A 22,456-nucleotide genomic window follows, 5' to 3' on the forward strand; every position below is an offset into this window, starting at 1 on the left:
TGTATGGACTCCGTCGTAAAGGTTTGGTCATTTTTACGTTACATCCCCGAGGGGAGGGAGTCCATACATCGTGACACTACAGGGAATCTATCGTAACCGATTGAACGGCGGCTATGTGCCATTAGCTGCCCGTTAGCAATTGCTAATATACGCTGGTTTGGGAGTATTAACGCCATAGTCTTTTGTTATGTGTATTTTACACTGAACCAAATATTTCCAATTTTTTGGTATCAAGATCGAAAGTAGATAAAACCTTAGATTTAACTGAATAAATAAGTTTAACCCCATCTTTAAGCACCACTTTACCCAGTAGCTGATTAAACAGCCACTCCCTAGGCATAGATTCAGCAATAATTGAGTCTTGAATCAATGTGCCACATTTATAAATTTTTTGAGTTAGTTGAAATGTATTCAAATGATGATGACACTCAATTATGCAAGTGACTTCTTTTCGCTTCCAAGTTTTTTCAATATGAACCCATTCGTTTTTAAAACCAACGGATTTAAACTTTTCTATGGCAGAAAACACTTCTGCTTTAGGTAACTCAACATATTTTTCAGCAACCTCAAATCCATGTTTTAGAATACTTTCGAAAGCTAAATATTTTTCACCATCTGAATGAATGAAACACCCTAAGTCTTGTGTGATATTAACATAGGCAATTGCAGGATCTTTTGCCTGCCTAAACTCAGTTTCTATTGGAGACTTAGAGCAATTTATAACGAGTCTTGAAAATTCACTACGAAAGTTAAGTGGGTATAAGAGCCTTTCAATGAAATGAACCATATATCTAGAATTTACAATTACAGTTTTTTGTTCTTCTTCGGTGTACGTACTATCTAAAACTAATTGAATATCCCAAAATCGAGTCATACTCACAACTTTCCCAATACACATAACAGTTAATTATTTAGTAGGCTCAGTAATATCTTTAAACGGCTGTAATTCGCTCTTCTGAGGCGTTAACCTTTTCAATCTGTTAACGTCAAATTTGTGCCAACAATAGTCCGTTAGCAATTGCTACTATACGAAGATATTGAGGTGTTAACGCCATAGTCTCTTGTTAGCACTACAATGTACTCACAAAATGATTAATTATTGATTTTTTAATTTCAGGAGCCGTTTCTTTACTGAAACCATGGCCTGTTTTGTAAGAGTTATGCACTATTTTATGTTTAAACTGCTTACTTTTTAAATAAACTTCGATGTCTTTAGACATTTGAAAAGATGGCCAAACTTGATCATTTTCTGCTGAAATCATTAATATTGGACCATTAATATTTTCAAATTTGAATAAAGATTTATTAACGTTAGTTTTATTTTCTAATGCGACTGTAAATCTGTCGATTAACTTAGCATTTGAATCTAACTCTAAACCTAAAGCAGGAATATCTTGACCATCAATTGTCCAAGCTGACTTTGGCATAGTTAGACCGTACCAAGCAACCTTGCTTGGAGTAGTAACCACTACAGACTTAATACGAGAATCCATACTTGCCAATAAAAATGCAGCCTCTGAACCTCTAGAACCACCAACCACACCAATTTTAGAGGAGTCTATTAAAGGGTGATTTTCTAAATAATTTATTGCTTCAATGAAATACTCCATTGGTATTTGATCTAGTGTTTGTGAAATACCTTTTTCTTTAAAATAAGCTAAACCCAGAACAGCAACACCGTGAGGTGCGATCATTTCACCGTTAGCATTACCTGTATCTAATCCCCCCTCAAAACCTCCAAAAGCAATAACTACAGGAAGTTTTTCTTCAGTTTTAGGTAAATACAAGTTTGCAACTAAGTTCTTATATTCGACTTTACTTACCTCATATTCGTGGTTTTCAGCTTGTAATGAAAAAGGAACTAATGAAACAATTAGAAGTAAAAAAGGTATGAATTTATGCACGCTATATCCTTGTAGTGCTAACAGTTGTACTATTTAGACGGCTCAGTAATTCTCGTTTTGGGGAATTTTGAATGACTGTAGTTCGCTCACTTCAGCCCCTGGTTGTTGATCCAAAGTACCGGATTGGGTCGGCAGACGCAAACGAGGTCTTACTGATATTTTACTTTCAACAAAGCTCGATCTTTTTCAAATTCTTCACTCGTGAATAAACTTTAAAAATCAATCCGCCTATCGATAATAACAATGCGATTACCATAAATGCGAAAATGTCCTTTCTAGCACGTTCCGTTTTATTGAAGCTAAAAATCCGTTGTCCATTGTAGTTAATCTGCTGTAGCCAACTGCCGTAAACGTCAATACTTACTTGCTCACCTACACTTAGGCTATCAATGACATTGCAAGAGGTTTCTAATGTATTAGTAAAGGTTTTTGAGTCTTCAAGCTGGATTGAAAAATTAAATTTAGTTTCGCTTTTTCTAGTTTGTTTACATGAAAGATAAGATATTTTGCCACTATAGCTCTCCACCTTAGAATTCATAGTCCTGACTATTCCTAAGGAAGTTGCGACAATTATTAATACTAATAAAACAAAAAACCTATCTTTTAAAAAACTCTTAACGTTCACGTATTAATTCCATTTTATGCCACAAAGCGGCGTTAAGGAGTCCTCGGTGCTAAAAGGCTATGTTACAAACTGTTTATGAAACACTGACGAATGACCGTATATCGCTCTATATAGTCATCCCAACCTGGATCAGACCATACTTATCTGGTTCGAGTCATGTGCCTGCTTCATACGAATAACTCGCTCACAAACTTTATTCAATGAAGTATTAGTTTGCCTATTTATTGAACTTGGAGCGCGATAAGATTTTATTCTTTCTTATCTTGAAGAGATAACTCTCTTAGCGTAGCAATCATTTGCTCAAATTTTATTGGATGAACATCGTCCTTTACCTCTGTCCCCGTGCACCTTGATATACCTCTTTCTTTAGAAATATAGAAAACATAAACTTCGCCAACGACTATTTCCGGAACGCATTCATAAATGCCTGCGTACAAAATATTCGAATTTAATGGCCCATTTTTAAATGACTCGATAATTTCAAAACGAGTTTCCGCAATATCCCATGGCTGAAGCTCATTTTGTGAAGGTACTATTTTTACATGCGTGACTTCAGCTAGGACTATTTGTTCAGCCCTATTGTATTTTTCAACCTCATTGAAAAATTTACATTTGCACGCAAAAACGCTAGCACTTGTCAGATATAAAACAAACCAAAGAATTGAAAATTTAAAGCCGTTCAAATTATTTGTATTTCCTATTCAAACCGAATCGCCAGCGATAACTTAGACGCAATTGAACGGCCGCTGCTCGCTCAACTCGCCTGTTGGCCGAGTTGATAAATTACCGGATACTCGTGCTCGAAGCAAACTATCTTATATACGATTTCAACAGCTCAAACATTCAAAAAAAGCCGTGACAACTAATACCTAATCAATAGGTTAATACCAATAACATCAAAACTTAACTAAATCGCAGGTATAAAAAAAGCCAGGCGAAGCCTGGCTTTATATTATTTAATCGAACAGTTTACTGATATTTTTTCATCACCAACGTCGAGTTGGTACCACCAAAACCGAAGCTGTTAGACATTGCTAAATTGATTTCAGCAGGTTTTGCTTCTTTTACAATGTCCAGGCCTTCAGCCTGTTCATCTAAGGTTTCGATATTAATCGATGGTGCCACAAAACCGTGCTCCATCATTAACATGGTATAAATTGCTTCATGAACACCTGCAGCACCTAATGCGTGACCTGTCATCGCTTTCGTGGCACTGATCATTGGAGAATCGTTGCCGAATACTTCCTGAATAGCACCAAGCTCTTTAACATCGCCTACTGGGGTTGATGTACCGTGAGTATTCAAATAATCCACTTTGCCTTCGACGCCGTGCATGGCTTGTTGCATACAACGTACTGCACCTTCACCACTTGGTGCGACCATGTCGTAACCGTCAGATGTGGCACCGTAACCGACAATCTCAGCATAAATATGCGCACCACGGGCAAGGGCGTGTTCTAATTCTTCAACAACGACCATACCGCCGCCGCCAGAGATAACAAAACCATCGCGGTTTGCATCGTAGGTGCGAGAGGCGTTTTCTGGCGTGTCATTGTACTTGGTTGAAAGTGCGCCCATGGCATCAAACATCATCGCCAAAGACCAATCGACTTCTTCACCACCACCGGCAAAAACAATATCTTGTTTACCAAGTTGGATAAGTTCAGCGGCGTGACCAATACAATGCGCGGATGTGGCACAAGCGGAACTGATCGAGTAGTTTACGCCAAGAATTTTAAACGGCGTTGCCAAACATGCAGAACATGTGCTCGACATGGTTTTTGGTACCGCATAAGGACCTACACGTTTCACGCCTTTGGCACGAATGGTATCCGTTGACTTGATAACATTTGCAGAAGATGCACCACCAGAACCTGCAACTAAGCCGGTGCGATAGTTTGATACCTGATCATCTGTAAGCTTGGCATCTTTAATGGCTTCTTCCATGGCAATGTATGCGTAACCCGCAGCATCACCCATAAAGCGCATCACTTTACGGTCAATATGTTCAGTCACATCAATATTTGGCTTACCCCAAACATGACTACGTAACCCTACTTCTTCAAAACTTTCCGAGTGGCTAATGCCACTACGACCATTTTTTAAAGAGTCTAAAACCTGTTCTGCGTTATTGCCGATACTGGACACGATGCCCATACCTGTAATCACTACTCGTTTCATTCTTGTTTAACCATTTTAGTCTGTTAATTGTCGGCTATGATACTATGAATATCTAGAAATCTGGTCTATCCAGTGTACGACTGTACGCTCAATAAGAGTTGTGTCAAGTGAAGTCTGTTTGAATTCGCTGGATACTCACCTAGCGACACAGTAAAATTTGTCGCCAGAATAGACAGCTAGCACTGTTAATGCATCGAACCTCACAAATTTATCAGAGACAAAACACCCTTGAGCAAAATTAAAACCGCACAAATCGAATTTGACACCAATGGCCTGCCCTATTCAAGTCAATTTGACGATATTTATTTTGATTACCAAGACGGTTGCTCACAAAGCGTGCAGGTATTTATTGAAGGCAATGAACTGGAAAAGCAGTGGCTTAACTATGAGCCAATAAAAAGTGTTGAGAATAACAGCGCAAACACACCGGCTCCGTTTGTGATCGGCGAAACTGGCTTTGGCAGCGGCTTAAATTTTTTCCTGACGTTGCAACGATTTCAAACGTTTTGCGAACATCACGCCCCTGACTGGGATTTGTTATTTATCAGCACCGAAAAATATCCGATGACATTGGAGGATTTTTCCAGAGCATTAGCGCTGTGGCCTGAACTTCAACCGTTAAGCCAGGAGTTTTTATCGAAATATCACATCGATGAGCAACAACAGATCCTCGAAGTGCGCTTACTGGATGGCAAGGTTAATGTGCAAATTCACCTGCAGGACGCAACGGCAGCACTGGCGAAACTTAACCCGGAATCATTTGCCTACGTTGATGCTTGGTTTTTAGATGGGTTTGCACCTAAGAAAAACCCCGAAATGTGGCATCAAGGCTTATTTATGCAGCTCGGTCGTTTATCAATGCCGGGGACGACGTTGGCGACCTTTACCGTTGCGGGTATTGTTCGCAGAGGGCTTGAAAAACAGGGGTTTGCGGTTACCCGAAAAAAGCATCAACAACATAAATCTCAGACTCTGGTGGCGACATACACAGGGCACGCCAAAGCGCCGCAAGTGAATGGCTATAAACGCCGGATATCACCAGACAAACCCCAGCACGTCACTATAGTCGGTGGCGGCCTAGCCAGTGCTTGCGCGGCCTACTCGCTGGTCAAGCGAGGCATTAAAGTGAACGTATTTTGTCAGGATGAAGCGCTGGCACAAGGTGCTTCAGCGAATGCTGTAGGAGCAATTTACCCTTTATTACACCAGCAAAAAGATGAGATCAGTGAATTTTACCAGGCAGGGTTTGCCTATGCGGTGGATTTTTATCAGGAATTGTTAAACCAGGGGTTTGATTATTCCCATGGCTTCGATGGTCTTATCGAAGTTGCCTATAAAGAAGCATTACAAAAGCGCCTCGAAGTATTCAAAAACCAGCCGGTTTGGCCTGAGACGCTGATTTCGGTCGTAGACTCAACGCAATCGAGTCAACTATCCGGCATTAAACTCGATTTCCCTGGGCTTTGGATCCCCAAAGCCGGATGGGTTTCACCACCGGAATTAGTACGGGCAATTTTTGCCGCAGCCCAGAATCTAGGTCAGTGCAAAATCAAATACAATACTCAGGTACAAGCCATTAATAAAATGGACAATGGTCGATTTTTATTGGCGACCAATAAGGGTCAGAAGCAAATTCAAACCCTGATCCTTTGCACCGGGGCGGATACCTTACAGTTGGAAATTGCCGATGCCCTGCCGCTATCGGTGGTCCGTGGTCAAGTCAGCCAATTGCAAACAACGGCTTTAAGCGAAAACCTAAAAGCGGTGATTTGCCACAAGGGGTATCTGACGCCAGCGTTAGACAATAAACACTGTATCGGCGCTACGTTTGATAAAAATGACGATGATACGGCAACCAGAGCCAAGGACGATGCGTATAATCTCAACACCTTAACCGGGTTATTGGGTAATATTGGTCAATGGACGAGTGAGGATATTCAAGGGGCAAAAGCAAGGCTGCGCTGCTGTACCCCAGATCACTTACCTGTGGTAGGCGCCATGCCTGACATTGAACAACACAAACGAGTGTATCAACATATTAGCAAGGATAAAAACTGGCGTTTTGAGCAACATCCGCCGGTAACTCAAGGCTTATATGTACTTACCGGAATGGGCGCCAGAGGGCTGTGTTCCGCGCCACTACTTGCGGAAATTCTCGCCTGCGAATTAACCAATGAAGTATATCCGCTCAGTGCCGAACAACTTTTTCAGTTAGCGCCCAACCGCTTTATTATTCGCGACATGATCCGTCGTCAGGGCAATGACTGACAATCATTTTATCCGGACAACCCGGCGCAACTTAAATCGCTTTGGTTACGGGTTTAACTCGGAATCAACCCAAAACTTGGTTCCTTTCACCGTTGCTTGCAGGGCGAGACCCGCCTCAGTGAAGGTATACACGGTGACATCGCCAAAATAGGCTTCCCCTTCAATGGAACCACCCTTTTTCGATGCGACAGCCGCCGCATCGGCATTGCCGCCAAAGGTCCAACCATTGTTTACAAAATGATCCATTGCCTGCTTAGTGTGAAAGACCATCACAATTCGATAGTCTTTAACCCCCATCCCCAGTCCAACACCACCTTCTGCCATATTCATGTATGTATGCTGCTGGGTCGCCATGTTTTTCACCACGCCATAACCCGTGCCGGCTGATACAACCAAAAGATTGACGTTAGCATTACTAAACACACCATAGCCTTTGCTGCCTTCCACAACTTTGCGACTATCAGGTTTTTGTTGAAAGAGTTGTGTCAGCACATCGTTTTTCATGCTCAAAATTTTATCTTGCTTGTCCTGTGTACTGCCATCACCCATCGATGCACAGGCACTTAACAATACACACAAAAACACGATACTTGCAGTTTTCAAACTTACCATCACATACTCTCTTTTTTTATTGATATCGTTGAGGTTGGTTAAACTATCTTGCCGATTATCTTGCCTTTTATCTAGCAAGAATTAGCGAAAGCAAGGTTGAATTTGCTGCCAAAAATTATCGACGATAACCTTATCTTGCGGGCTTAGCTCACTTCTCGCCTGATGTAGCTCAGTACTCACTTGCGCCGCTAGCTCTGCTGTCAATTCCTGCGCGTCATCGCCAAAACCATTGGCTGCAATTAAAATAAAGCCACGCACATAACTACTGGCAAATAACACATCGCCATCGTCCTGGTCGATGAGTCCGTCAAAATAATCGCAAAGTTGTTCCAGGTTGTTAATATTTTCTAGCATCTTAATTCCACTACTATTATTTCTATCTATGCTGTTGTTAATCATTAATTCGGGTGCCATTCAGGCTTCCATTAGCCCGGGACTTGCAACCGGATAAAGCACTTGATCATGAAAACCGGTAATAACCGGCATGAAGCCGCTCAGCTCGGCATCTAAGCTTGGATCGCCGCTGTCGACAATAAGCGGACGATGATCCAGTGCCTGTAATTTACGCTTAGTAGCGACGATAAAAATGTTGTCTTTGCCTATTGCGCGAATGACTCGAGGGCTTAATTGTTGATTGCCACGACCAAGAATATGACCTTGCCCACCAATGACAGTGATCACCAGTTTTACCTGTTGGTTATTGTGTTGAGCTTCGCTGATCATCGTATATAAATGCTGCTCGGTGACATCGTTGGCCAATAAAGCTTGCTCTTCGATAATATCGACGCCAAGCAACGTATTATCCAGCGCCATTTCCTCCATTATCGCGGCGACTGTAGAGCCAGAGCCCATCACAAATAACGCTTCTTCCATTTGCTCGATAACATGAGCGGCAATATCCATCAATACCAATTCGTCGGTCTCCTTACCGCCGGATTTCACCGCTTGAATATAGGTCAGATGACTCGGTATTTGCAGTTCCCCAAAACGACGTGCTTTCACCACCCCTTGACGAAACGCCGTTTCATCGATATCCATAACGTCAGCATCTAAAAAACTGACAATCTCATTATTGACCATTTCTTCAACAACACGACCTGCCGCCGTTGGAGTTAACGCATAAACACCGGAATGAATTTTCACGCCTGCGGGAATACCCAACACAGGAAAGAAACCCTGCACCTTGGCACACACATTACGCGCGGTACCATCACCTCCGGCAAACAACAATAAATCGACCTGTTGCGATTGCAGAGCTTCAACCAACGCTTCGGTATCCTGTGCAGTTGACACTTCTCCATGATACTGGTGAACAACTTCAACCTTAAAACCCAGCGCCCGGGCGGTATCTTCTCCCATATCCGCTTTGCCGGTATAGACGGTGATTTTATCCCGATACGGCGTTAATACCTGCAGTGCCAGCGTCGCCCGCAAATTCGATTTAGGCTCTGCCCCCAAAGATTTTGCCTGAGCGGCAATGTCTTTACCATCGCTGCCTTTGAAGGCAACGCTGCCACCAATGCCTGCAATCGGATTCACCAAAAAGCCTAATTTAAACATTACAGGGACTCTCCAATCCTAACGCATCTGAATCTGCAGCTGTCGCAGAAAGCGGTTGATAATCATCCACAACCACAGTGGATTTGTTGCTATTTAAAGCAAATTGTTCGATTTTTAATTTTTCATCCCGGTCATAGAATTTTGCCAGCGCAGCAATGAATTTCTGAGCTCGGGACGGATACCCAACGGCTAAATAATGCCTTACCTGCTCAAAAACCCGTTGTTTAAACGCATCTCTATCAACGTCAACACCACTTAAATTATCGACCGATACATTGAATTGAAAACCGGCAGCAATACAAAACGCCCACTCAATGGCTTGAGGCTTAACCTCGACTTTTTCAAACGCGGCCTGTTGATTGGCATCACGCCCATCCGGCGCATACCAATAACCAAAATCTTCCAGTAACCGTCGCTCTTTACCGGCAATACACCAATGGGATATCTCATGCAAGGCACTGGCATAAAAGCCATGGGCAAAAATGATTTGATGATAAGGTCTGCTAGCATCCGCGGGCAAATATATGGGCTCATCACCACCGCGAATCAAGCGAGTATTTTCCGATATTGAAAACTCACTATCAAACAAGGCGATTAAATCGTTTATATGATGATTCATTAAATTTGATCAATTATCTTTCGAAGCATTCTTAAGTGCGGCTATTTTAGCCTTAGCATGACACTATCTCAATCTCGGTTAACTAAATAGAACAAATAAACCCTTTAAAGGCCAACCCCTTATCAGTTATATTTAGTGGCGTTGAAAACGAACATGGAACCCCGATGAAGAAACTTGATGACATCGATCAACAGATCCTTACTCTGTTATACAAGGACGCGGATATCACCAATAAAGAGCTTGCGGCGAAAATAGGGATTGCACCGTCGACGTGCCTGGAGCGGGTCAAACGAATGAAAAATACCGACGTCATTCGTAATTCAGTGATTGATGTGAATTATCAGATGCTTGGCGGAAACATTCAAGCCATCGCGGCGATCCAACTGCAACCTTACTCAGAGCAAATCGTCAATGCCCTTAGGGATGAACTATTATGCCTACCCGAAATTGTCAGTATGTTTCATATGGGCGGGGCATTCGACTTCTATATCCATATGTCGGTGAAAGATACCGAGCATTTGCGCAGTTTCGTATTTAAAGCGATTACATCCCGGGAAGAAGTGACGAATGTCGAAACATCCCTGGTATTCGAACATAGCCGCAGTCCGGTGATCCCAAACTTTGACGACTGATCAGATACAAGCGTCTCTAGTTTTGATTGCTTGACTCTGCATATCCTTGAAAATTTCGACTAAGCCGGATATTGGTTAGGATTATTGCAAATACCCTTGAATACCCTCGCCTTTTTTCAACATTTTCGGAGTAATAACGTACTGGGTGCGGGCACATCCAGATGATAAATCCAGCCATTGGTGAATCGAACATTCCAAGCGCACGTAACTGCAGGTCGGTAGGTGGTCTATGGGATCAACAGATAAGTAGTTTTGCAACTCGGTAAACGCTGGATTGTGTCCTACGAGAGTAACCTGGGCAAGGTTTTGAGGTAATGCCTGACAAAACGCCAGGATTTTAGTCCAGTCAAAGCAATATAGCTCTTCAGTTATCAAGGTATCCGCTAATTTTTCTGCACTGATCATTCGGCTCATGCCCGGTTCAAATTGATGCTCGCTTATCCGTTTTAACGTTTGTTTCGCACGAGTAGCGTTTGAGCAGTAGATCGAGTCAAAGCAGCAACCGACATCCATCAAAACTGGCGCCATTAACTGACAGTCATTAACACCTCGTTGATTTAAAGGTCGTCGCAGATCTGTCAGTTCAGGATCATCCCAACTGGATTTCGCATGACGGAGCAGGTGTAAGGTTTTCATAATCAGGGACAATGAGCAATCTTACTTAGTTTCTAGTTCACTTAGTCGCAAGGTGCAAGAAAATGGTCTCGGCGGCGTTCACAATTGAGCCTTTTATTGACTGTATCGCGCAATTTTACTGATATGGATTGAACAAATCGTCCTTCTTAGGAGCCAGCTCCAGATATAACTCTTCAGCTCTTGCTTTGGCTCGCTTGATTTGTTCTCGAGATAGCTGTTGAGCATCCAGATTCATACTTTTTTCTGCCGGCTTGTAGCCATTGTAGCCCGCTACGCGGTTCCACACATAAGACATTTCAATGTCTTTGGGAACCCCTAAACCATCAAAATACAATAAAGCCAGGTTGAATTGTGCCAGAGCATAATTGCGTTTTGCCGCTTGCTCATACCATATCGCGGCGTTGTGAAAGCTTTGCGATGTCCCCGAGCCATTTTGGTACATTACGCCAAGGTTAAATTGAGCCGCGGCCAGATCTTTCTCTGCAGCGCGCTTGGTATAAATAAAGGCTTTTTTCTGGTCTTTTTTGGTTCCACGACCTTCGGCATACATTTGCGCAACCGCAAATTGTGCTTCCGGTACGCTGCGCCCTGCTGCACGCTCATATAACTTGAATGCTTTTTGTTGATTTTTCTGGACACCAAAACCATGCTCATAAAGCACGCCTTGCTGATAGAGCGCAGGCGGGTATCCGAGCATGACCAAAGGTTTTAATTCCTCTATCGCCATATCAAACTGGCCGCGATTCATATAATCCACGGCCTCTTCGTAACCCGCTGACGCTGGTAAGACAACGGACATAGACAACAGTGTGCCTGCCACTAACATAGCAAATCGTTTTTTAGTTACAGTCATTTTTACTCCCTTATCGCTATATGGTACGAAGGTTTTAATAGGTTATACCAGAAAAAAATGGTCTCGGGCAAATATTGATAATGATGAAGGTTAACTTTTATTGCATCGATCATAAAGTATGATCGAACCGGCAACGGATACATTGAGACTATAATCGCCCGGAAGTTTTACTAAGCGATGGCATTTATCCATTACCTCGCGGGTCAATCCCGATTGCTCATTACCTAATAAATAGACACAACGATGTGGGTGCTGGAAATGTTTAATGTCTCGCGAAGACTCGTCTAACTCCACGCCCACCAATTGCGTGTCATAGGGTAAGTGAGCAATTAAATCGTCAATATCCGGATAATGAAACAATGGGATTTTTTGCCAGGCATTGACGACATCGGAGCTTTGTTTCTTTGCTTTATTACCCACGGTAAAGATAAACGCTGCGCCAAGAATATACGCACTTCGCCAAAGCGTGCCGATATTTTCCGGATCTTTTTGATTGACGATGCCAATTCCGAAGAAGCCATCCTGGGGGTAAGTTTGTTTTAATCGAGCCATGAATTCTCGTAAGGCAATTGCTTGTCCCTTATTAAAGTGTATCCTTACCGCGTCCTGCTAACCGGGCATACATACATCCTGGTAATACACCCTTGCAGCGTCCTGCTAACTGGGCACACATACATCCTTATAATACAAAGCAGGCCGGAGCCTGCTTTTCTATACTATTTTAAACTATCGAAGAAATTCTTCACACCATCAAAGAAGCCTTGCTCTTTGGGACGGTATCTACCAGCATCTTTGCCGGTCCCCATACTTTCTTCCAGTTGTTCCAATAATTCTCGTTGCTCTGCGGTTAAGTTGACAGGCGTTTCCACCACCACTTTACACATTAAATCGCCAACCATGGAGCTGCGCACCGATTTCACCCCTTTACCACGCAAACGGAACATTTTTCCGGTTTGGGTTTCTTTAGGGATCTTCAATTTAACTTTGCCAGCTAAGGTAGGAACTTCGATTTCCCCGCCTAGCGATGCCGTCGTAAAACCGATTGGCACTTCACAATATAAATGATTGTCATCACGCACGAAGATATTGTGGTCACGAACGTTTACCTGAACATATAAATCACCCGCAGGTGCACCATGTTCACCGGCTTCACCTTCACCGCTCAATCGGATGCGATCACCGGTATCGACGCCCGCAGGAATTTTTGCAGATAACGTTTTGGTCTTTTTAACTCGACCTTCACCATGACAGGAATTACATGGATCTTTGATAACTTTACCTGTGCCAGAACATGTCGGACAGGCTTGCTGAACCGCAAACATACCTTGACGCATCTGCACTTGACCATGGCCATGACAGGTTGAGCAAGTGCTTGCTGAAGAACCCGCTTTTGCGCCACTGCCATCGCAAGGCTCACAACTCACGTAAGTTGGAACTTTGAGCTCAACAGTTTTACCTTTCACCGCTTCTTCTAATGACATATCCAGGTTATAGCGTAAGTCTGCACCGCGACGAGCTCGTGACTGGCCACCACGTCCTCGGCCACCGCCAAAGATATCGCCAAATACATCACCAAAAATGTCACCAAAATCTGCACCGCCGCCAAAACCACCCGGACCTTGACCTTGTTCAAATGCCGCGTGACCATATTGATCGTACGCCGCACGTTTTTGGCTGTCATTTAGCACTTCATAGGCTTCTTTCACCTCTTTGAACTGCTCTTCCTTACCCTTATCGCCTTTGGTACGATCCGGGTGGAATTTCATTGCCAGGCGCTTATATGCCTTTTTAATATCGCGCTCAGATGCATCTTTGCCGATACCTAGCACTTCATAATAATCAGTTTTTGCCATAGTCTTGTTACTGCTTATTGGTTAAAACAAATAAAGCGCTATCATAAAAAGCGCTTTATTTATTGGCTACAAATGGTGCCGGATATGACTATCAGGCACTTTGTCAGTTAATTACTTTTTGTCGTCTTTAACTTCTTCAAACTCAGCATCAACTACATCTTCTGCTGGTTGTGCCTGCTCTGCTTCACCTTGAGGGGCTTCACCGCCCTGGGCTTGAGCTTTCGCTTGAGCAATTTCCATTAATTTTGCAGACGCTTCAATAACGGCTTGTGATTTTGCATCAATGGCGTCTTTATCTTCGCCTTTGATAACACCTTCAAGTTCAGTAACTGCGGCTTCGATTTTTTCTTTGTCTTCGGCCGGCAAATCATCACCCGCTTCTTCGACTTGCTTGCGAGTTGCATGCACAAGACCATCCGCCTGGTTACGCGCAGTTACTAGCTCTTCGAACTTAGCATCGGCATCGGCATTCGCTTCCGCGTCACGTACCATTTGTTCAACTTCATCATCCGACAAACCTGAAGAAGCTTTGATTGTGATTTTCTGCTCTTTACCCGTATTCTTGTCTTTCGCTGTCACGTGCAAGATGCCATCCGCATCGATATCGAAAGTCACTTCGATTTGCGGCATACCGCGAGGTGCAGCATCAATGCCTTCAAGGTTAAATTGACCAAGAGACTTGTTCAAAGACGCTTGCTTACGCTCACCTTGAACAACATGTACCGTTACCGCCGACTGGTTATCTTCTGCAGTAGAGAAAACTTGTGACTGTTTCGTCGGAATAGTCGTATTCTTTTCGATAACCTTAGTCATCACGCCACCCATAGTCTCAATACCCAGAGACAGAGGCGTTACGTCAAGAAGTAGAACATCGGTCACATCGCCAGACAAGACACCCGCTTGAACGGCCGCGCCAGAAGCAACAGCTTCATCAGGGTTTACGTCTTTGCGTGGTTCTTTACCAAAGAAATCGGTAACCGCTTTTTGAACAAGTGGCATACGTGTTTGACCACCAACCAAGATAACATCGGTTACGTCAGAGGTAGACAAATCCGCGTCATTAAGCGCTGTTTTTAACGGTTCAAGCGTCGCTTTAACCATATCTTCAACCAACGACTCTAACTTGGCACGAGTCACTTTGATGTTCATGTGCTTAGGACCGGAAGCATCAGCAGTGATGTACGGTAGGTTTACGTCCGTTTGTTGCGCGGAAGACAGTTCACACTTGGCTTTTTCTGCGGCTTCTTTTAGACGCTGCATCGCCAGAGGATCTGTAGTCAGGTCCATGCCCTGCTCTTTCTTAAATTCCGCAACAAGATAATTGATTAGACGGTTATCGAAATCTTCACCACCTAAGTGCGTATCACCATTGGTTGCTAGTACTTCAAACGTGTGCTCGCCTTCAACTTCATCAATTTCGATGATAGAGATATCAAATGTACCGCCACCAAGGTCATATACTGCGACAACGCGCTCACCTTGTTGCTTGTCCATGCCGTAAGCTAATGCTGCAGCCGTTGGCTCATTGATAATACGCTTCACATCAAGACCAGCGATACGGCCGGCATCTTTTGTTGCCTGACGTTGCGAGTCATTAAAGTAAGCTGGTACTGTGATAACCGCTTCCGTTACTTCTTCACCTAAGAAGTCTTCCGCAGTTTTCTTCATTTTCTTAAGTACTTCAGCAGAAACTTGTGGTGGTGCCATGTTCTCGCCTTTCGCGGTTACCCAGGCATCACCATTATCAGCTTTTACAATACCAAATGGCATAATGCTGATATCGCGTTGAACTTCTTTGTCTTCAAAACGACGACCGATCAAACGCTTGATCGCAAATAATGTATTCTCTGGGTTGGTAACCGCCTGACGTTTCGCTGGCTGACCAACTAAGGTTTCACCTTCTGCGGTGTAAGCAATGATAGAAGGAGTCGTACGATCACCTTCCGCGTTCTCAATTACACGAACACTGTCGCCGTCTAAAACAGCAACACATGAGTTAGTAGTCCCTAGGTCAATACCTATTATTTTGCCCATCTTGAGGATCTCCGAAAAACATAAATATGATAAAAATTTTGATACTTCTCTTAGTGGGGGATGGGGTTTTATTTTTCAACGGGAAACATGAAAAAAAATGAAAAAAAGTGGCAAATTCCTTAAAAAAAATGCGGATTTTAGAGTTTTGCTTAAATTTGCGATTTAATTGAGGGTAATTCTATCGAGATATTCAACACTCTGCGTCACTTTGCGAGTCGGCGAAACGCTCCTTTATTGCGATAATTTGTTCTTCACAAGCGATAAAATGTGGCACGAGCTCAGGATCGAAATGTTTACCTGCTTCATTTTGTATATATTCAAAGGTTGTTTGCAACGACCAGGCCGTTTTGTAAGGACGCTCTGATGTTAATGCATCAAATACATCGGCAATGGCAACAATTCGTGCACTTAACGGAATTTCATCACCCACCGTTCCATGGGGGTACCCACTACCATCGTATTTCTCGTGATGATACAGAGCGATTTCCCTGGCCATCTTTAACAACTCAGACTCATGATTACCGATAATGTCCGCACCATATTGCACATGTTTTTGCATTTCCTGCCATTCCTCGGGCGTCAATTTGCCCGGCTTTAACAGAATTTTGTCAGGAATACCGATTTTCCCAACATCATGCATCGGAGCGGCGTTATACAAAAGGTCGACCCAGTTGTCCGGTGCCTTGATTTTTTCCGCCAGCATTTTGGAATAACGACTCATCCGAATGACGTGCATACCGGTTTCATTGTCTTTGTACTCTGCGGCACGGCCGAGACGGTCAATGATTTCCCTGCGGGTTTGTTGAATTTCATGGGTGCGCTCTTTGACTTTGAGTTCCAGTTCGCGCTGCTGATTGTATAGCGCCAGATGGGTATTGACCCGGGCTAATACAATAGGAATACTCACCGGTTTACTGATGTAATCCACAGCGCCCAATTCAAGACCGATTTGTTCATCTTCTACTGCAGTTTTTGCAGTAATAAAGATTATCGGGATGTCGACCGTGAGAGGATTTGCCTTTAATAGTCGACACACTTCATGGCCATCCATTCCTGGCATCATAATATCGAGCAGTATTAAATCTGGCTTGTTGGCACCTGCGACAATTTTCAATGCCAGTTGACCGGACAACGCTGCTTTCACCCGATAATAGGGTTTCAAAATACCATTTAGCACATCGATATTTTCTGGGCTATCGTCAACAATTAAGATAGTCGCCCTAGGCTCCATTATCCCCCCGCCGAATTTAACTTATTGAATTAAACAATAATAGTTCATTCAAAGTGGTTTTATCTTGCACGCATAAAAAAAGCAGGTTCACGACCTGCTTTTTGTTTTATAACGCTATTTGGACGCCTGATTAAATCACCCGGTGCCAAACATGATTATGCTTTTGAAACCATAACCATAGCTGGGCGCAATAGACGACCATTTAATTCATAACCTTTTTGCATCACCGCAATTACAGTATTCGGTTCTACGCCTTCGATTTGCTGCATTGACATGGCCTGATGCAATTCTGGGTTAAATGGTTGATCTTTTGGATCGACCACTTTCACATCAAACTTATTCAACGCCGACAATAAACTTTGTAACGTGAGCTCAATCCCTTCGACCGTCGCTTTATTTGCTTCGTCGTCTTTATCAATATTTTCCAGGCCACGCTCAAGGTTATCAACAACGACCAATAATTCACCGGCAAATTTTTCCAATGCGAATTTTTTGGCTTTATCGACATCTTGCGCAGAGCGACGACGAATATTATCGACTTCCGCTTTGGCGCGGATCACCGAATCTTTTTGACCGTCAATTGTTGCTTGAGCGGCGGCCAGCTTCTGTTCAAGCTCGGCAATTTTTTGCTGCTCTTCACTCAATTCCTCGACAACGTCAGCTTGCGCATTTTCTGTCGATTCATTTGACTCTACAGCAACATCGGCCTCAGCAGTGGCATTTTGTTCTGTGTTTTCTTCCATTTCAGATTGTTGCTTCACAGACTCTTCGCTGTGATTATTTGACTCAGTCGTCATTGAAAACTCCAATTAAACCTATATTGCTGGTAATTATGGGGATTGAAATTTTTGAATCAAGCCTTGAATTAAAGAAAAATCTTCCTTTACATGGGAAAATTTTGTGCGAAACTGCCACTATTAAAAGAAATCTTGATATAAGAGCGCGAGTTAAGCGCAAAAAAGCGCTTTAAATCGATAACAAGAACATAAAAAGTACCGAAACAAAACCATGACACAACAATACAAAACCATAGGCCTTATTGGCAAACCGGACCACAGTGGTGCCCTGGCCACAATACAATCCTTGCTGTCTTATCTTACCGATAAAGGCTATCAGGTATTAGTGGAAACTAAAGTAGCTCGAAAAATCGAGGTTAAGCCCAGTCAAACTCGGGAGATCACCGAAATTGGCGAGCTGGCCGATCTTGCCATTGTCGTTGGTGGTGATGGTTATATGCTCGGTGCAGCACGGGTTTTGGCTTGTTACAACATTGCCGTTGTTGGCGTTAACCGCGGTAATCTTGGCTTTCTTACGGATATTTCACCGGATAACCTGTTCGATCCTCTTGAAGAAATTTTACAGGGCCGTTCGAAAACCGAGCACAGATTTTTAATTCAGACTGAAGTGTATCGACATGGCCAGTTAAAAAGCGCCAACAGCGCCGTTAACGAAGCCGTACTCCATCCGGGAAAAGTTGCCTCGATGATGGAGTTTGAGGTGTATCTGGACGACGTATTTATGTTTTCACAGCGCTCCGATGGATTGATTGTATCAACGCCAACCGGTTCCACTGCCTACAGCATGTCGGCAGGTGGTTCGATATTAACACCAAACCTTAATGCGTTAACACTCGTGCCTATGTTCCCACATACATTAACCTCCAGGCCTATCGTCGTCGATGGTGACTCAGTATTGAAGTTAGTGGTTGCGACAAACAATTCCGAAGATTTACAGGTCAGTTGTGATGGCCACGTAATTCTCGCCGTGATGCCAGGGGATGAAATCATTATTCGCAAGTGTGAGCAAACTTTGCGCTTGGTCCACCCACTAGATCATGACTATTTTAATGTTCTGCGCAGTAAATTAAGCTGGGGTAATAAGATTTACTAATCCCAAACAAAAATATTTCACAACTCATGTCATTGATTGGTAAATAACGAGTACAACAACACTGACAAGTACGACGGCACAGGCAACCGCGGCAATAGCACGAAACAGGACAAGTGGAAGTATTAGATGGGGTATTGGGCTTTACACATTGGGAACAAAGGCGCAATACTATAAGAAGGTCGATTCAGGAATCTCAGATACAGCGATAGATGGTTGATAAAAAGAGTTACAAAGGATGTAAAACGGCATTAATGCTGACCGGTGGTGGCGCCAGAGCGGCGTACCAGGTTGGTGTATTAAAAGCCATCGCCAGCTATATGCCTCGTAATCACGGCATTCCCTTCCCGATTATTTGCGGAACCTCTGCCGGTGCCATTAATGCCACCACCATCGCTTGTTATGCATCATGTTTCCACCTTGGCGTTCGCAAGCTCGAATGGGTCTGGAAAAACCTACATACTTCCAACATATACCACAGTACGGCGGGTAAAGTGTTTGGTAATCTTATTGCCGGTTTTTTCAGTAACTTTGATGCCGGTTATGCCAATGCTAAATCCTACAGCCTGCTCAACAATGCGCCGTTGCGGGATTTGCTTAATGAAGTCGTCGACTTTAAACGCATCGACATCAACATTTTAAACGATTACTTATCATCCATTGCCATTACAGCGTCGAGTTATTCCAGTGGTGATTCCATCAGTTTCTACCAGGCAGATAAATCCATAGCGCCATGGCATCGGTCAAAACGCCGTGGTATTCAATGCCAGCTCAACACCTCACACCTAATGGCTTCGTCGTCAATACCCTTGATTTTTCCTCCGGTAAGAATCGAACAAGAGCATTATGGTGACGGCTCCGTGAATCAGTTATCACCGCTAAGCCCACCAATTCACCTTGGCGCCGAGCGGATTTTTATGGTCGGTGTCGAACAACCCGAAGAAGATGAAAGCCTCAATCATCATATTGTCAATCTCGAGAAAAACCATCCACCGGCGATTGCGACCGTCGCCGGGCATTTGATGGATACGGTATTTGCGGAAACGCTAAATAGTGACTTGGAACGATTGCAACGCGTCAACCGTACAGTGCAGTTGATTGATAAAAACAAACGGGATCTGCAATCGGAATTGCGCAACATCGATACCCTATTGATCAACCCAAGTCAGAATTTCAATCAAATCGCGCAGCAACATTACGGGGAATTAAATTGGCCGCTGCGACTGCTATTAAGATTTATGGGGGCGACTCAGGATTCTGAATCGAGTTTAACGTCTTATATTCTGTTCGAACAAAACTTTTGTAAAAAGCTCATCCAGGTTGGCTTCGAAGATGCCATGGAAAAAGAAGCAGATATCCGCAAATTCCTCTCAATTTAAAACCCTAGATTGTAGTTAGCCAGGGTATTCATTTGCAGATGACTCAGCGCAGGCGTTGAAACTCAGCTAATATCTCGTCTGTCAATGCCGGCCTCACACTAAGTAATGAGGGACGCATGAGCAATACAAGGGGAACAGAGAGTGCAAAGCGCACGACCTTGAAAACGAATATCGCGATTATTCCCCTTCTTGCAAAAACCGCTCAACTCGCTCTACTCGCCGCGGTTTCCCTTGCAGCACCAGGGTATCTTGGGCCATTAATCGTTCCTTTGGGGATGGGTGCGGAATTTCCCGTCCATGTCGGCGAATGGACAGTATTTCCACACGTTTTTCTGTTAAACCTAACTCTTCAATAGTCAATCCTGTTGCAAACGCATCATCATTGAGCAAAGTAGCATGAACAAACTCCAGACGCTCAATTGCGCCGGCACTCATATCGGTATCCACTCCGGGATAAAATCCATGAAGGCGGTTGTAGTGATTCTTACGCTCAGCCTGAATTTGTCGAACGATACGAGAAAATGGCACGCCACTTAAATTCAACACTTGCGATACTAACATTAAACTGCCTTCCAGGGACTCTGGAACCACTTCATTGGCCCCCGCTTCCTGAAGTTTGGTAAGCGCATCATCATTACGCGTACGGACCAGAATTTGTACGTGCTCAGACAAGGAACGAACTTTTTGCACGACATCAAAGGATTGCTCTGGAGCCCCATAGGAGACGACCACCAATTTTGCCTCTTCAATATTTGCCGCATGTAAGACTTCCGCCTGACGAGCCGAGCCGAACAATACATTTTCCCCTGCTTCTCTGGCTTCGTTGACGCGCACCGGATCAATGTCGATGGCGACAAAATCGATATTTTCCTGCTTTAAAAAACGGCTAACCGTTTGTCCAACGCGGCCAAAACCACAGATAACCACATGATTACTTAACGGTCGTTGGGGCTTGGACAATTCCTGTTGTTGTTCACTGAGTTTTTGATTGTTTTCCAAGGTCAGTTTCACTGCCCAATCGCGGGCATGAGAGATCATAAACGGCGTTACGGCCATCGAAAGAATTCCCGCGCCAAGTAAAATCGAGGTCAACTCTGTGCTAAACACACCATTGTTTGCGGCCAGGGCGATTAATACAAAACTGAATTCTCCCATTTGCGCCAGCATAAAACCTGACGCCCAGGCATCTTTAGCGGACTCGCCAGCCCGAACCGCAAGAATTCGGATCACCGATATTTTGATCAACAAAGACAAAACCAGCACCAGAGCAATACTGCCCGGGGATTGAAATAACGCCTGCCAATCAAGTTTCATCCCAACGGTGACAAAAAACAGGCCTAATAAAATATCCCGAAACGGCCTGATATCGGCTTCAAGCTGATATTTATACTGACTTTCGCCGAGCATCATGCCAGCTAAAAAAGCCCCTAAGGCCATCGATAAGCCAAAAAACTGGGTTAGCGCAGCAGCGAGTAATGTCACCAGTAAAGTGGTCAATACGAACAGTTCATCGGTGCGCACCTGCGCGACCACATTAAATATACGGGGTAACAGCCAGCGACCGGCAAATAGTAACACTCCTACCACAAAACAGCCTTTAATTAAGGCGATGGCTAATGCGCTTAACACTCCCCAATCGGCACCTTCACCCAGCAGTGGGATGACAATCAGAAATGGCACGACGGCAATATCCTGGCACAGTAATACTGCAACGGAAATTTGTCCGGAACGTCTTTTTATCGAGCCTGACTCCGATAGTTGCCGAATGACAATCGCAGTGGAAGAGAGAGCGACTACCCCCCCGATAACAAAAGCTGTAGGTCCTGATAAACCAAACATTAATGCCAATAGGATAACGATAAGTAACGTCAGGCCGACTTGCTTGCAGCCAACGTCCGTGACCAAATGGCGCATGGCCACCAGTTTTGGCAAGGAAAATTCCAGCCCGAGGGTAAACAATAAGAACACGATGCCTAGCTCGGCAATATGTTCGTAGTCGGAATCATCGCCAGTAATATTTAAACCATGTTCACCAATCAGGGTACCGGCGACCAAATACGCCAGGATCGCCGGCAGTCGCCAGCGTCTGAATAGCCAGACCACAACGACTGCAGCCACTAAAATAGCCAGAACCTGATAAAAATTGCCCACTTAAAACCCTTTTATTGATTGAGACAAGACC

At 43.8% G+C, this 22,456-nt stretch carries 21 protein-coding genes; 4 read left to right on the forward strand and 17 right to left on the reverse strand.

Going from position 1 to position 22,456, the window contains the following annotated elements; genetic code table 11:
• Positions 1 to 196: 196 nt before the first annotated feature.
• The 5 genes from FE810_RS13830 to fabB form a co-directional block, all read right to left on the reverse strand.
• A complete protein-coding gene (locus FE810_RS13830; RefSeq protein ID WP_138320685.1) occupies positions 197 to 874 on the reverse strand; it encodes a hypothetical protein in 678 nt (225 codons plus the stop codon).
• Between the two features lie 196 nt (positions 875 to 1,070).
• The gene (locus FE810_RS13835; protein WP_171022375.1) at positions 1,071 to 1,904 is read right to left on the reverse strand and encodes an acyl-CoA thioester hydrolase/BAAT C-terminal domain-containing protein; all 834 of its coding nucleotides are present in this window, start codon (positions 1,902 to 1,904) and stop codon (positions 1,071 to 1,073) included.
• Between the two features lie 166 nt (positions 1,905 to 2,070).
• Positions 2,071 to 2,529 (reverse strand): hypothetical protein, encoded by a 459-nt coding sequence (locus tag FE810_RS13840; protein ID WP_138320689.1) that lies wholly within the window; start codon positions 2,527 to 2,529, stop codon positions 2,071 to 2,073.
• Between the two features lie 248 nt (positions 2,530 to 2,777).
• The gene (locus tag FE810_RS13845) at positions 2,778 to 3,212 is read right to left on the reverse strand and encodes a hypothetical protein (RefSeq protein WP_138320691.1); all 435 of its coding nucleotides are present in this window, start codon (positions 3,210 to 3,212) and stop codon (positions 2,778 to 2,780) included.
• A gap of 286 nt (positions 3,213 to 3,498) precedes the next feature.
• Entirely contained in the window at positions 3,499 to 4,710 is a 1,212-nt protein-coding gene (gene fabB, locus FE810_RS13850; protein ID WP_138320693.1) for a beta-ketoacyl-ACP synthase I, read from the reverse strand.
• 228 nt (positions 4,711 to 4,938) lie between these two features.
• On the opposite strand from fabB, the gene mnmC reads away from it, so the two are divergent.
• Positions 4,939 to 6,978 carry a bifunctional tRNA (5-methylaminomethyl-2-thiouridine)(34)-methyltransferase MnmC2/FAD-dependent 5-carboxymethylaminomethyl-2-thiouridine(34) oxidoreductase MnmC1 gene (gene mnmC, locus FE810_RS13855; RefSeq protein WP_171022376.1) on the forward strand — a complete coding sequence of 680 codons (2,040 nt, stop codon included), beginning with the start codon at positions 4,939 to 4,941 and terminating at the stop codon, positions 6,976 to 6,978.
• 45 nt (positions 6,979 to 7,023) lie between these two features.
• On the opposite strand, the gene FE810_RS13860 is transcribed toward mnmC, so the two are convergent.
• The 4 genes from FE810_RS13860 to FE810_RS13875 all read right to left on the reverse strand — a co-directional run bounded on the left by FE810_RS13860 (position 7,024) and on the right by FE810_RS13875 (position 9,769).
• Positions 7,024 to 7,590, reverse strand: coding sequence for a lipid-binding SYLF domain-containing protein (locus FE810_RS13860; protein ID WP_138320697.1), 567 nt, complete (start codon positions 7,588 to 7,590; stop codon positions 7,024 to 7,026).
• A gap of 81 nt (positions 7,591 to 7,671) precedes the next feature.
• Positions 7,672 to 7,944 carry a YfcL family protein gene (locus FE810_RS13865; RefSeq protein ID WP_171022377.1) on the reverse strand — a complete coding sequence of 91 codons (273 nt, stop codon included), beginning with the start codon at positions 7,942 to 7,944 and terminating at the stop codon, positions 7,672 to 7,674.
• Positions 7,945 to 8,004: 60 nt separating this feature from the next.
• Entirely contained in the window at positions 8,005 to 9,150 is a 1,146-nt protein-coding gene (locus FE810_RS13870; RefSeq protein WP_138320701.1) for an ATP-NAD kinase family protein, read from the reverse strand.
• Positions 9,143 to 9,769 carry an elongation factor P hydroxylase gene (locus FE810_RS13875; protein WP_138320703.1) on the reverse strand — a complete coding sequence of 209 codons (627 nt, stop codon included), beginning with the start codon at positions 9,767 to 9,769 and terminating at the stop codon, positions 9,143 to 9,145. The genes FE810_RS13870 and FE810_RS13875 overlap by 8 nt, the downstream gene beginning before the upstream one ends.
• A gap of 164 nt (positions 9,770 to 9,933) precedes the next feature.
• Between FE810_RS13875 and FE810_RS13880 the strand changes: the two genes are divergently transcribed.
• Positions 9,934 to 10,401, forward strand: a complete 468-nt coding sequence (locus tag FE810_RS13880; protein WP_138320705.1) for an Lrp/AsnC family transcriptional regulator — start codon at positions 9,934 to 9,936, stop codon at positions 10,399 to 10,401.
• Between the two features lie 81 nt (positions 10,402 to 10,482).
• Here FE810_RS13880 and FE810_RS13885 read toward each other — a convergent pair whose 3' ends face one another.
• The 7 genes from FE810_RS13885 to grpE form a co-directional block, all read right to left on the reverse strand.
• Positions 10,483 to 11,037, reverse strand: coding sequence for a SixA phosphatase family protein (locus tag FE810_RS13885; RefSeq protein WP_138320707.1), 555 nt, complete (start codon positions 11,035 to 11,037; stop codon positions 10,483 to 10,485).
• A gap of 115 nt (positions 11,038 to 11,152) precedes the next feature.
• Positions 11,153 to 11,890, reverse strand: a complete 738-nt coding sequence (locus FE810_RS13890) for a tetratricopeptide repeat protein (protein WP_138320709.1) — start codon at positions 11,888 to 11,890, stop codon at positions 11,153 to 11,155.
• Between the two features lie 90 nt (positions 11,891 to 11,980).
• Positions 11,981 to 12,442, reverse strand: a complete 462-nt coding sequence (locus FE810_RS13895) for an RNA methyltransferase (protein ID WP_138320711.1) — start codon at positions 12,440 to 12,442, stop codon at positions 11,981 to 11,983.
• A 164-nt stretch (positions 12,443 to 12,606) separates the two neighbouring features.
• Positions 12,607 to 13,743, reverse strand: coding sequence for a molecular chaperone DnaJ (gene dnaJ, locus FE810_RS13900; protein ID WP_138320713.1), 1,137 nt, complete (start codon positions 13,741 to 13,743; stop codon positions 12,607 to 12,609).
• Between the two features lie 111 nt (positions 13,744 to 13,854).
• On the reverse strand, positions 13,855 to 15,777 hold the full coding sequence (dnaK, locus tag FE810_RS13905) for a molecular chaperone DnaK (protein ID WP_138320715.1): 1,923 nt from the start codon (positions 15,775 to 15,777) through the stop codon (positions 13,855 to 13,857).
• A gap of 190 nt (positions 15,778 to 15,967) precedes the next feature.
• Positions 15,968 to 17,008 (reverse strand): HD-GYP domain-containing protein, encoded by a 1,041-nt coding sequence (locus FE810_RS13910; protein WP_138320717.1) that lies wholly within the window; start codon positions 17,006 to 17,008, stop codon positions 15,968 to 15,970.
• Positions 17,009 to 17,163: 155 nt separating this feature from the next.
• Positions 17,164 to 17,805, reverse strand: coding sequence for a nucleotide exchange factor GrpE (gene grpE, locus FE810_RS13915; protein WP_138320719.1), 642 nt, complete (start codon positions 17,803 to 17,805; stop codon positions 17,164 to 17,166).
• Positions 17,806 to 18,016: 211 nt separating this feature from the next.
• Here grpE and nadK point away from each other — a divergent pair, with 211 nt between their 5' ends.
• The gene (nadK, locus tag FE810_RS13920) at positions 18,017 to 18,898 is read left to right on the forward strand and encodes an NAD(+) kinase (RefSeq protein ID WP_138320721.1); all 882 of its coding nucleotides are present in this window, start codon (positions 18,017 to 18,019) and stop codon (positions 18,896 to 18,898) included.
• 209 nt (positions 18,899 to 19,107) lie between these two features.
• Positions 19,108 to 20,274, forward strand: a complete 1,167-nt coding sequence (locus FE810_RS13925) for a patatin-like phospholipase family protein (protein ID WP_138320723.1) — start codon at positions 19,108 to 19,110, stop codon at positions 20,272 to 20,274.
• Positions 20,275 to 20,451: 177 nt separating this feature from the next.
• On the opposite strand, the gene FE810_RS13930 is transcribed toward FE810_RS13925, so the two are convergent.
• Positions 20,452 to 22,425, reverse strand: coding sequence for a monovalent cation:proton antiporter family protein (locus tag FE810_RS13930; RefSeq protein ID WP_138320725.1), 1,974 nt, complete (start codon positions 22,423 to 22,425; stop codon positions 20,452 to 20,454).
• Positions 22,426 to 22,456 lie beyond the last annotated feature (31 nt).

Source organism: Thalassotalea litorea, assembly GCF_005843925.1.
GTDB classification, from domain to species: domain Bacteria; phylum Pseudomonadota; class Gammaproteobacteria; order Enterobacterales; family Alteromonadaceae; genus Thalassotalea_A; species Thalassotalea_A litorea_A.

What these genes read in the sequence shown, in the direction of transcription:
- FE810_RS13885 (WP_138320707.1), bottom strand. Translation starts at nt 11,037, where the DNA reads ATGAAAACCTTACACCTGCTCCGTCATGCGAAATCCAGTTGGGATGAT.
- FE810_RS13890 (WP_138320709.1), bottom strand. Translation starts at nt 11,890, where the DNA reads ATGACTGTAACTAAAAAACGATTTGCTATGTTAGTGGCAGGCACACTG.
- grpE (WP_138320719.1), bottom strand. Translation starts at nt 17,805, where the DNA reads ATGACGACTGAGTCAAATAATCACAGCGAAGAGTCTGTGAAGCAACAA.
- dnaJ (WP_138320713.1), bottom strand. Translation starts at nt 13,743, where the DNA reads ATGGCAAAAACTGATTATTATGAAGTGCTAGGTATCGGCAAAGATGCA.
- FE810_RS13910 (WP_138320717.1), bottom strand. Translation starts at nt 17,008, where the DNA reads ATGGAGCCTAGGGCGACTATCTTAATTGTTGACGATAGCCCAGAAAAT.
- FE810_RS13865 (WP_171022377.1), bottom strand. Translation starts at nt 7,944, where the DNA reads ATGCTAGAAAATATTAACAACCTGGAACAACTTTGCGATTATTTTGAC.
- nadK (WP_138320721.1), top strand. Translation starts at nt 18,017, where the DNA reads ATGACACAACAATACAAAACCATAGGCCTTATTGGCAAACCGGACCAC.
- FE810_RS13880 (WP_138320705.1), top strand. Translation starts at nt 9,934, where the DNA reads ATGAAGAAACTTGATGACATCGATCAACAGATCCTTACTCTGTTATAC.
- FE810_RS13860 (WP_138320697.1), bottom strand. Translation starts at nt 7,590, where the DNA reads ATGGTAAGTTTGAAAACTGCAAGTATCGTGTTTTTGTGTGTATTGTTA.
- FE810_RS13870 (WP_138320701.1), bottom strand. Translation starts at nt 9,150, where the DNA reads ATGTTTAAATTAGGCTTTTTGGTGAATCCGATTGCAGGCATTGGTGGC.
- FE810_RS13830 (WP_138320685.1), bottom strand. Translation starts at nt 874, where the DNA reads ATGACTCGATTTTGGGATATTCAATTAGTTTTAGATAGTACGTACACC.
- FE810_RS13925 (WP_138320723.1), top strand. Translation starts at nt 19,108, where the DNA reads ATGGTTGATAAAAAGAGTTACAAAGGATGTAAAACGGCATTAATGCTG.
- FE810_RS13895 (WP_138320711.1), bottom strand. Translation starts at nt 12,442, where the DNA reads ATGGCTCGATTAAAACAAACTTACCCCCAGGATGGCTTCTTCGGAATT.
- FE810_RS13875 (WP_138320703.1), bottom strand. Translation starts at nt 9,769, where the DNA reads ATGAATCATCATATAAACGATTTAATCGCCTTGTTTGATAGTGAGTTT.
- dnaK (WP_138320715.1), bottom strand. Translation starts at nt 15,777, where the DNA reads ATGGGCAAAATAATAGGTATTGACCTAGGGACTACTAACTCATGTGTT.
- fabB (WP_138320693.1), bottom strand. Translation starts at nt 4,710, where the DNA reads ATGAAACGAGTAGTGATTACAGGTATGGGCATCGTGTCCAGTATCGGC.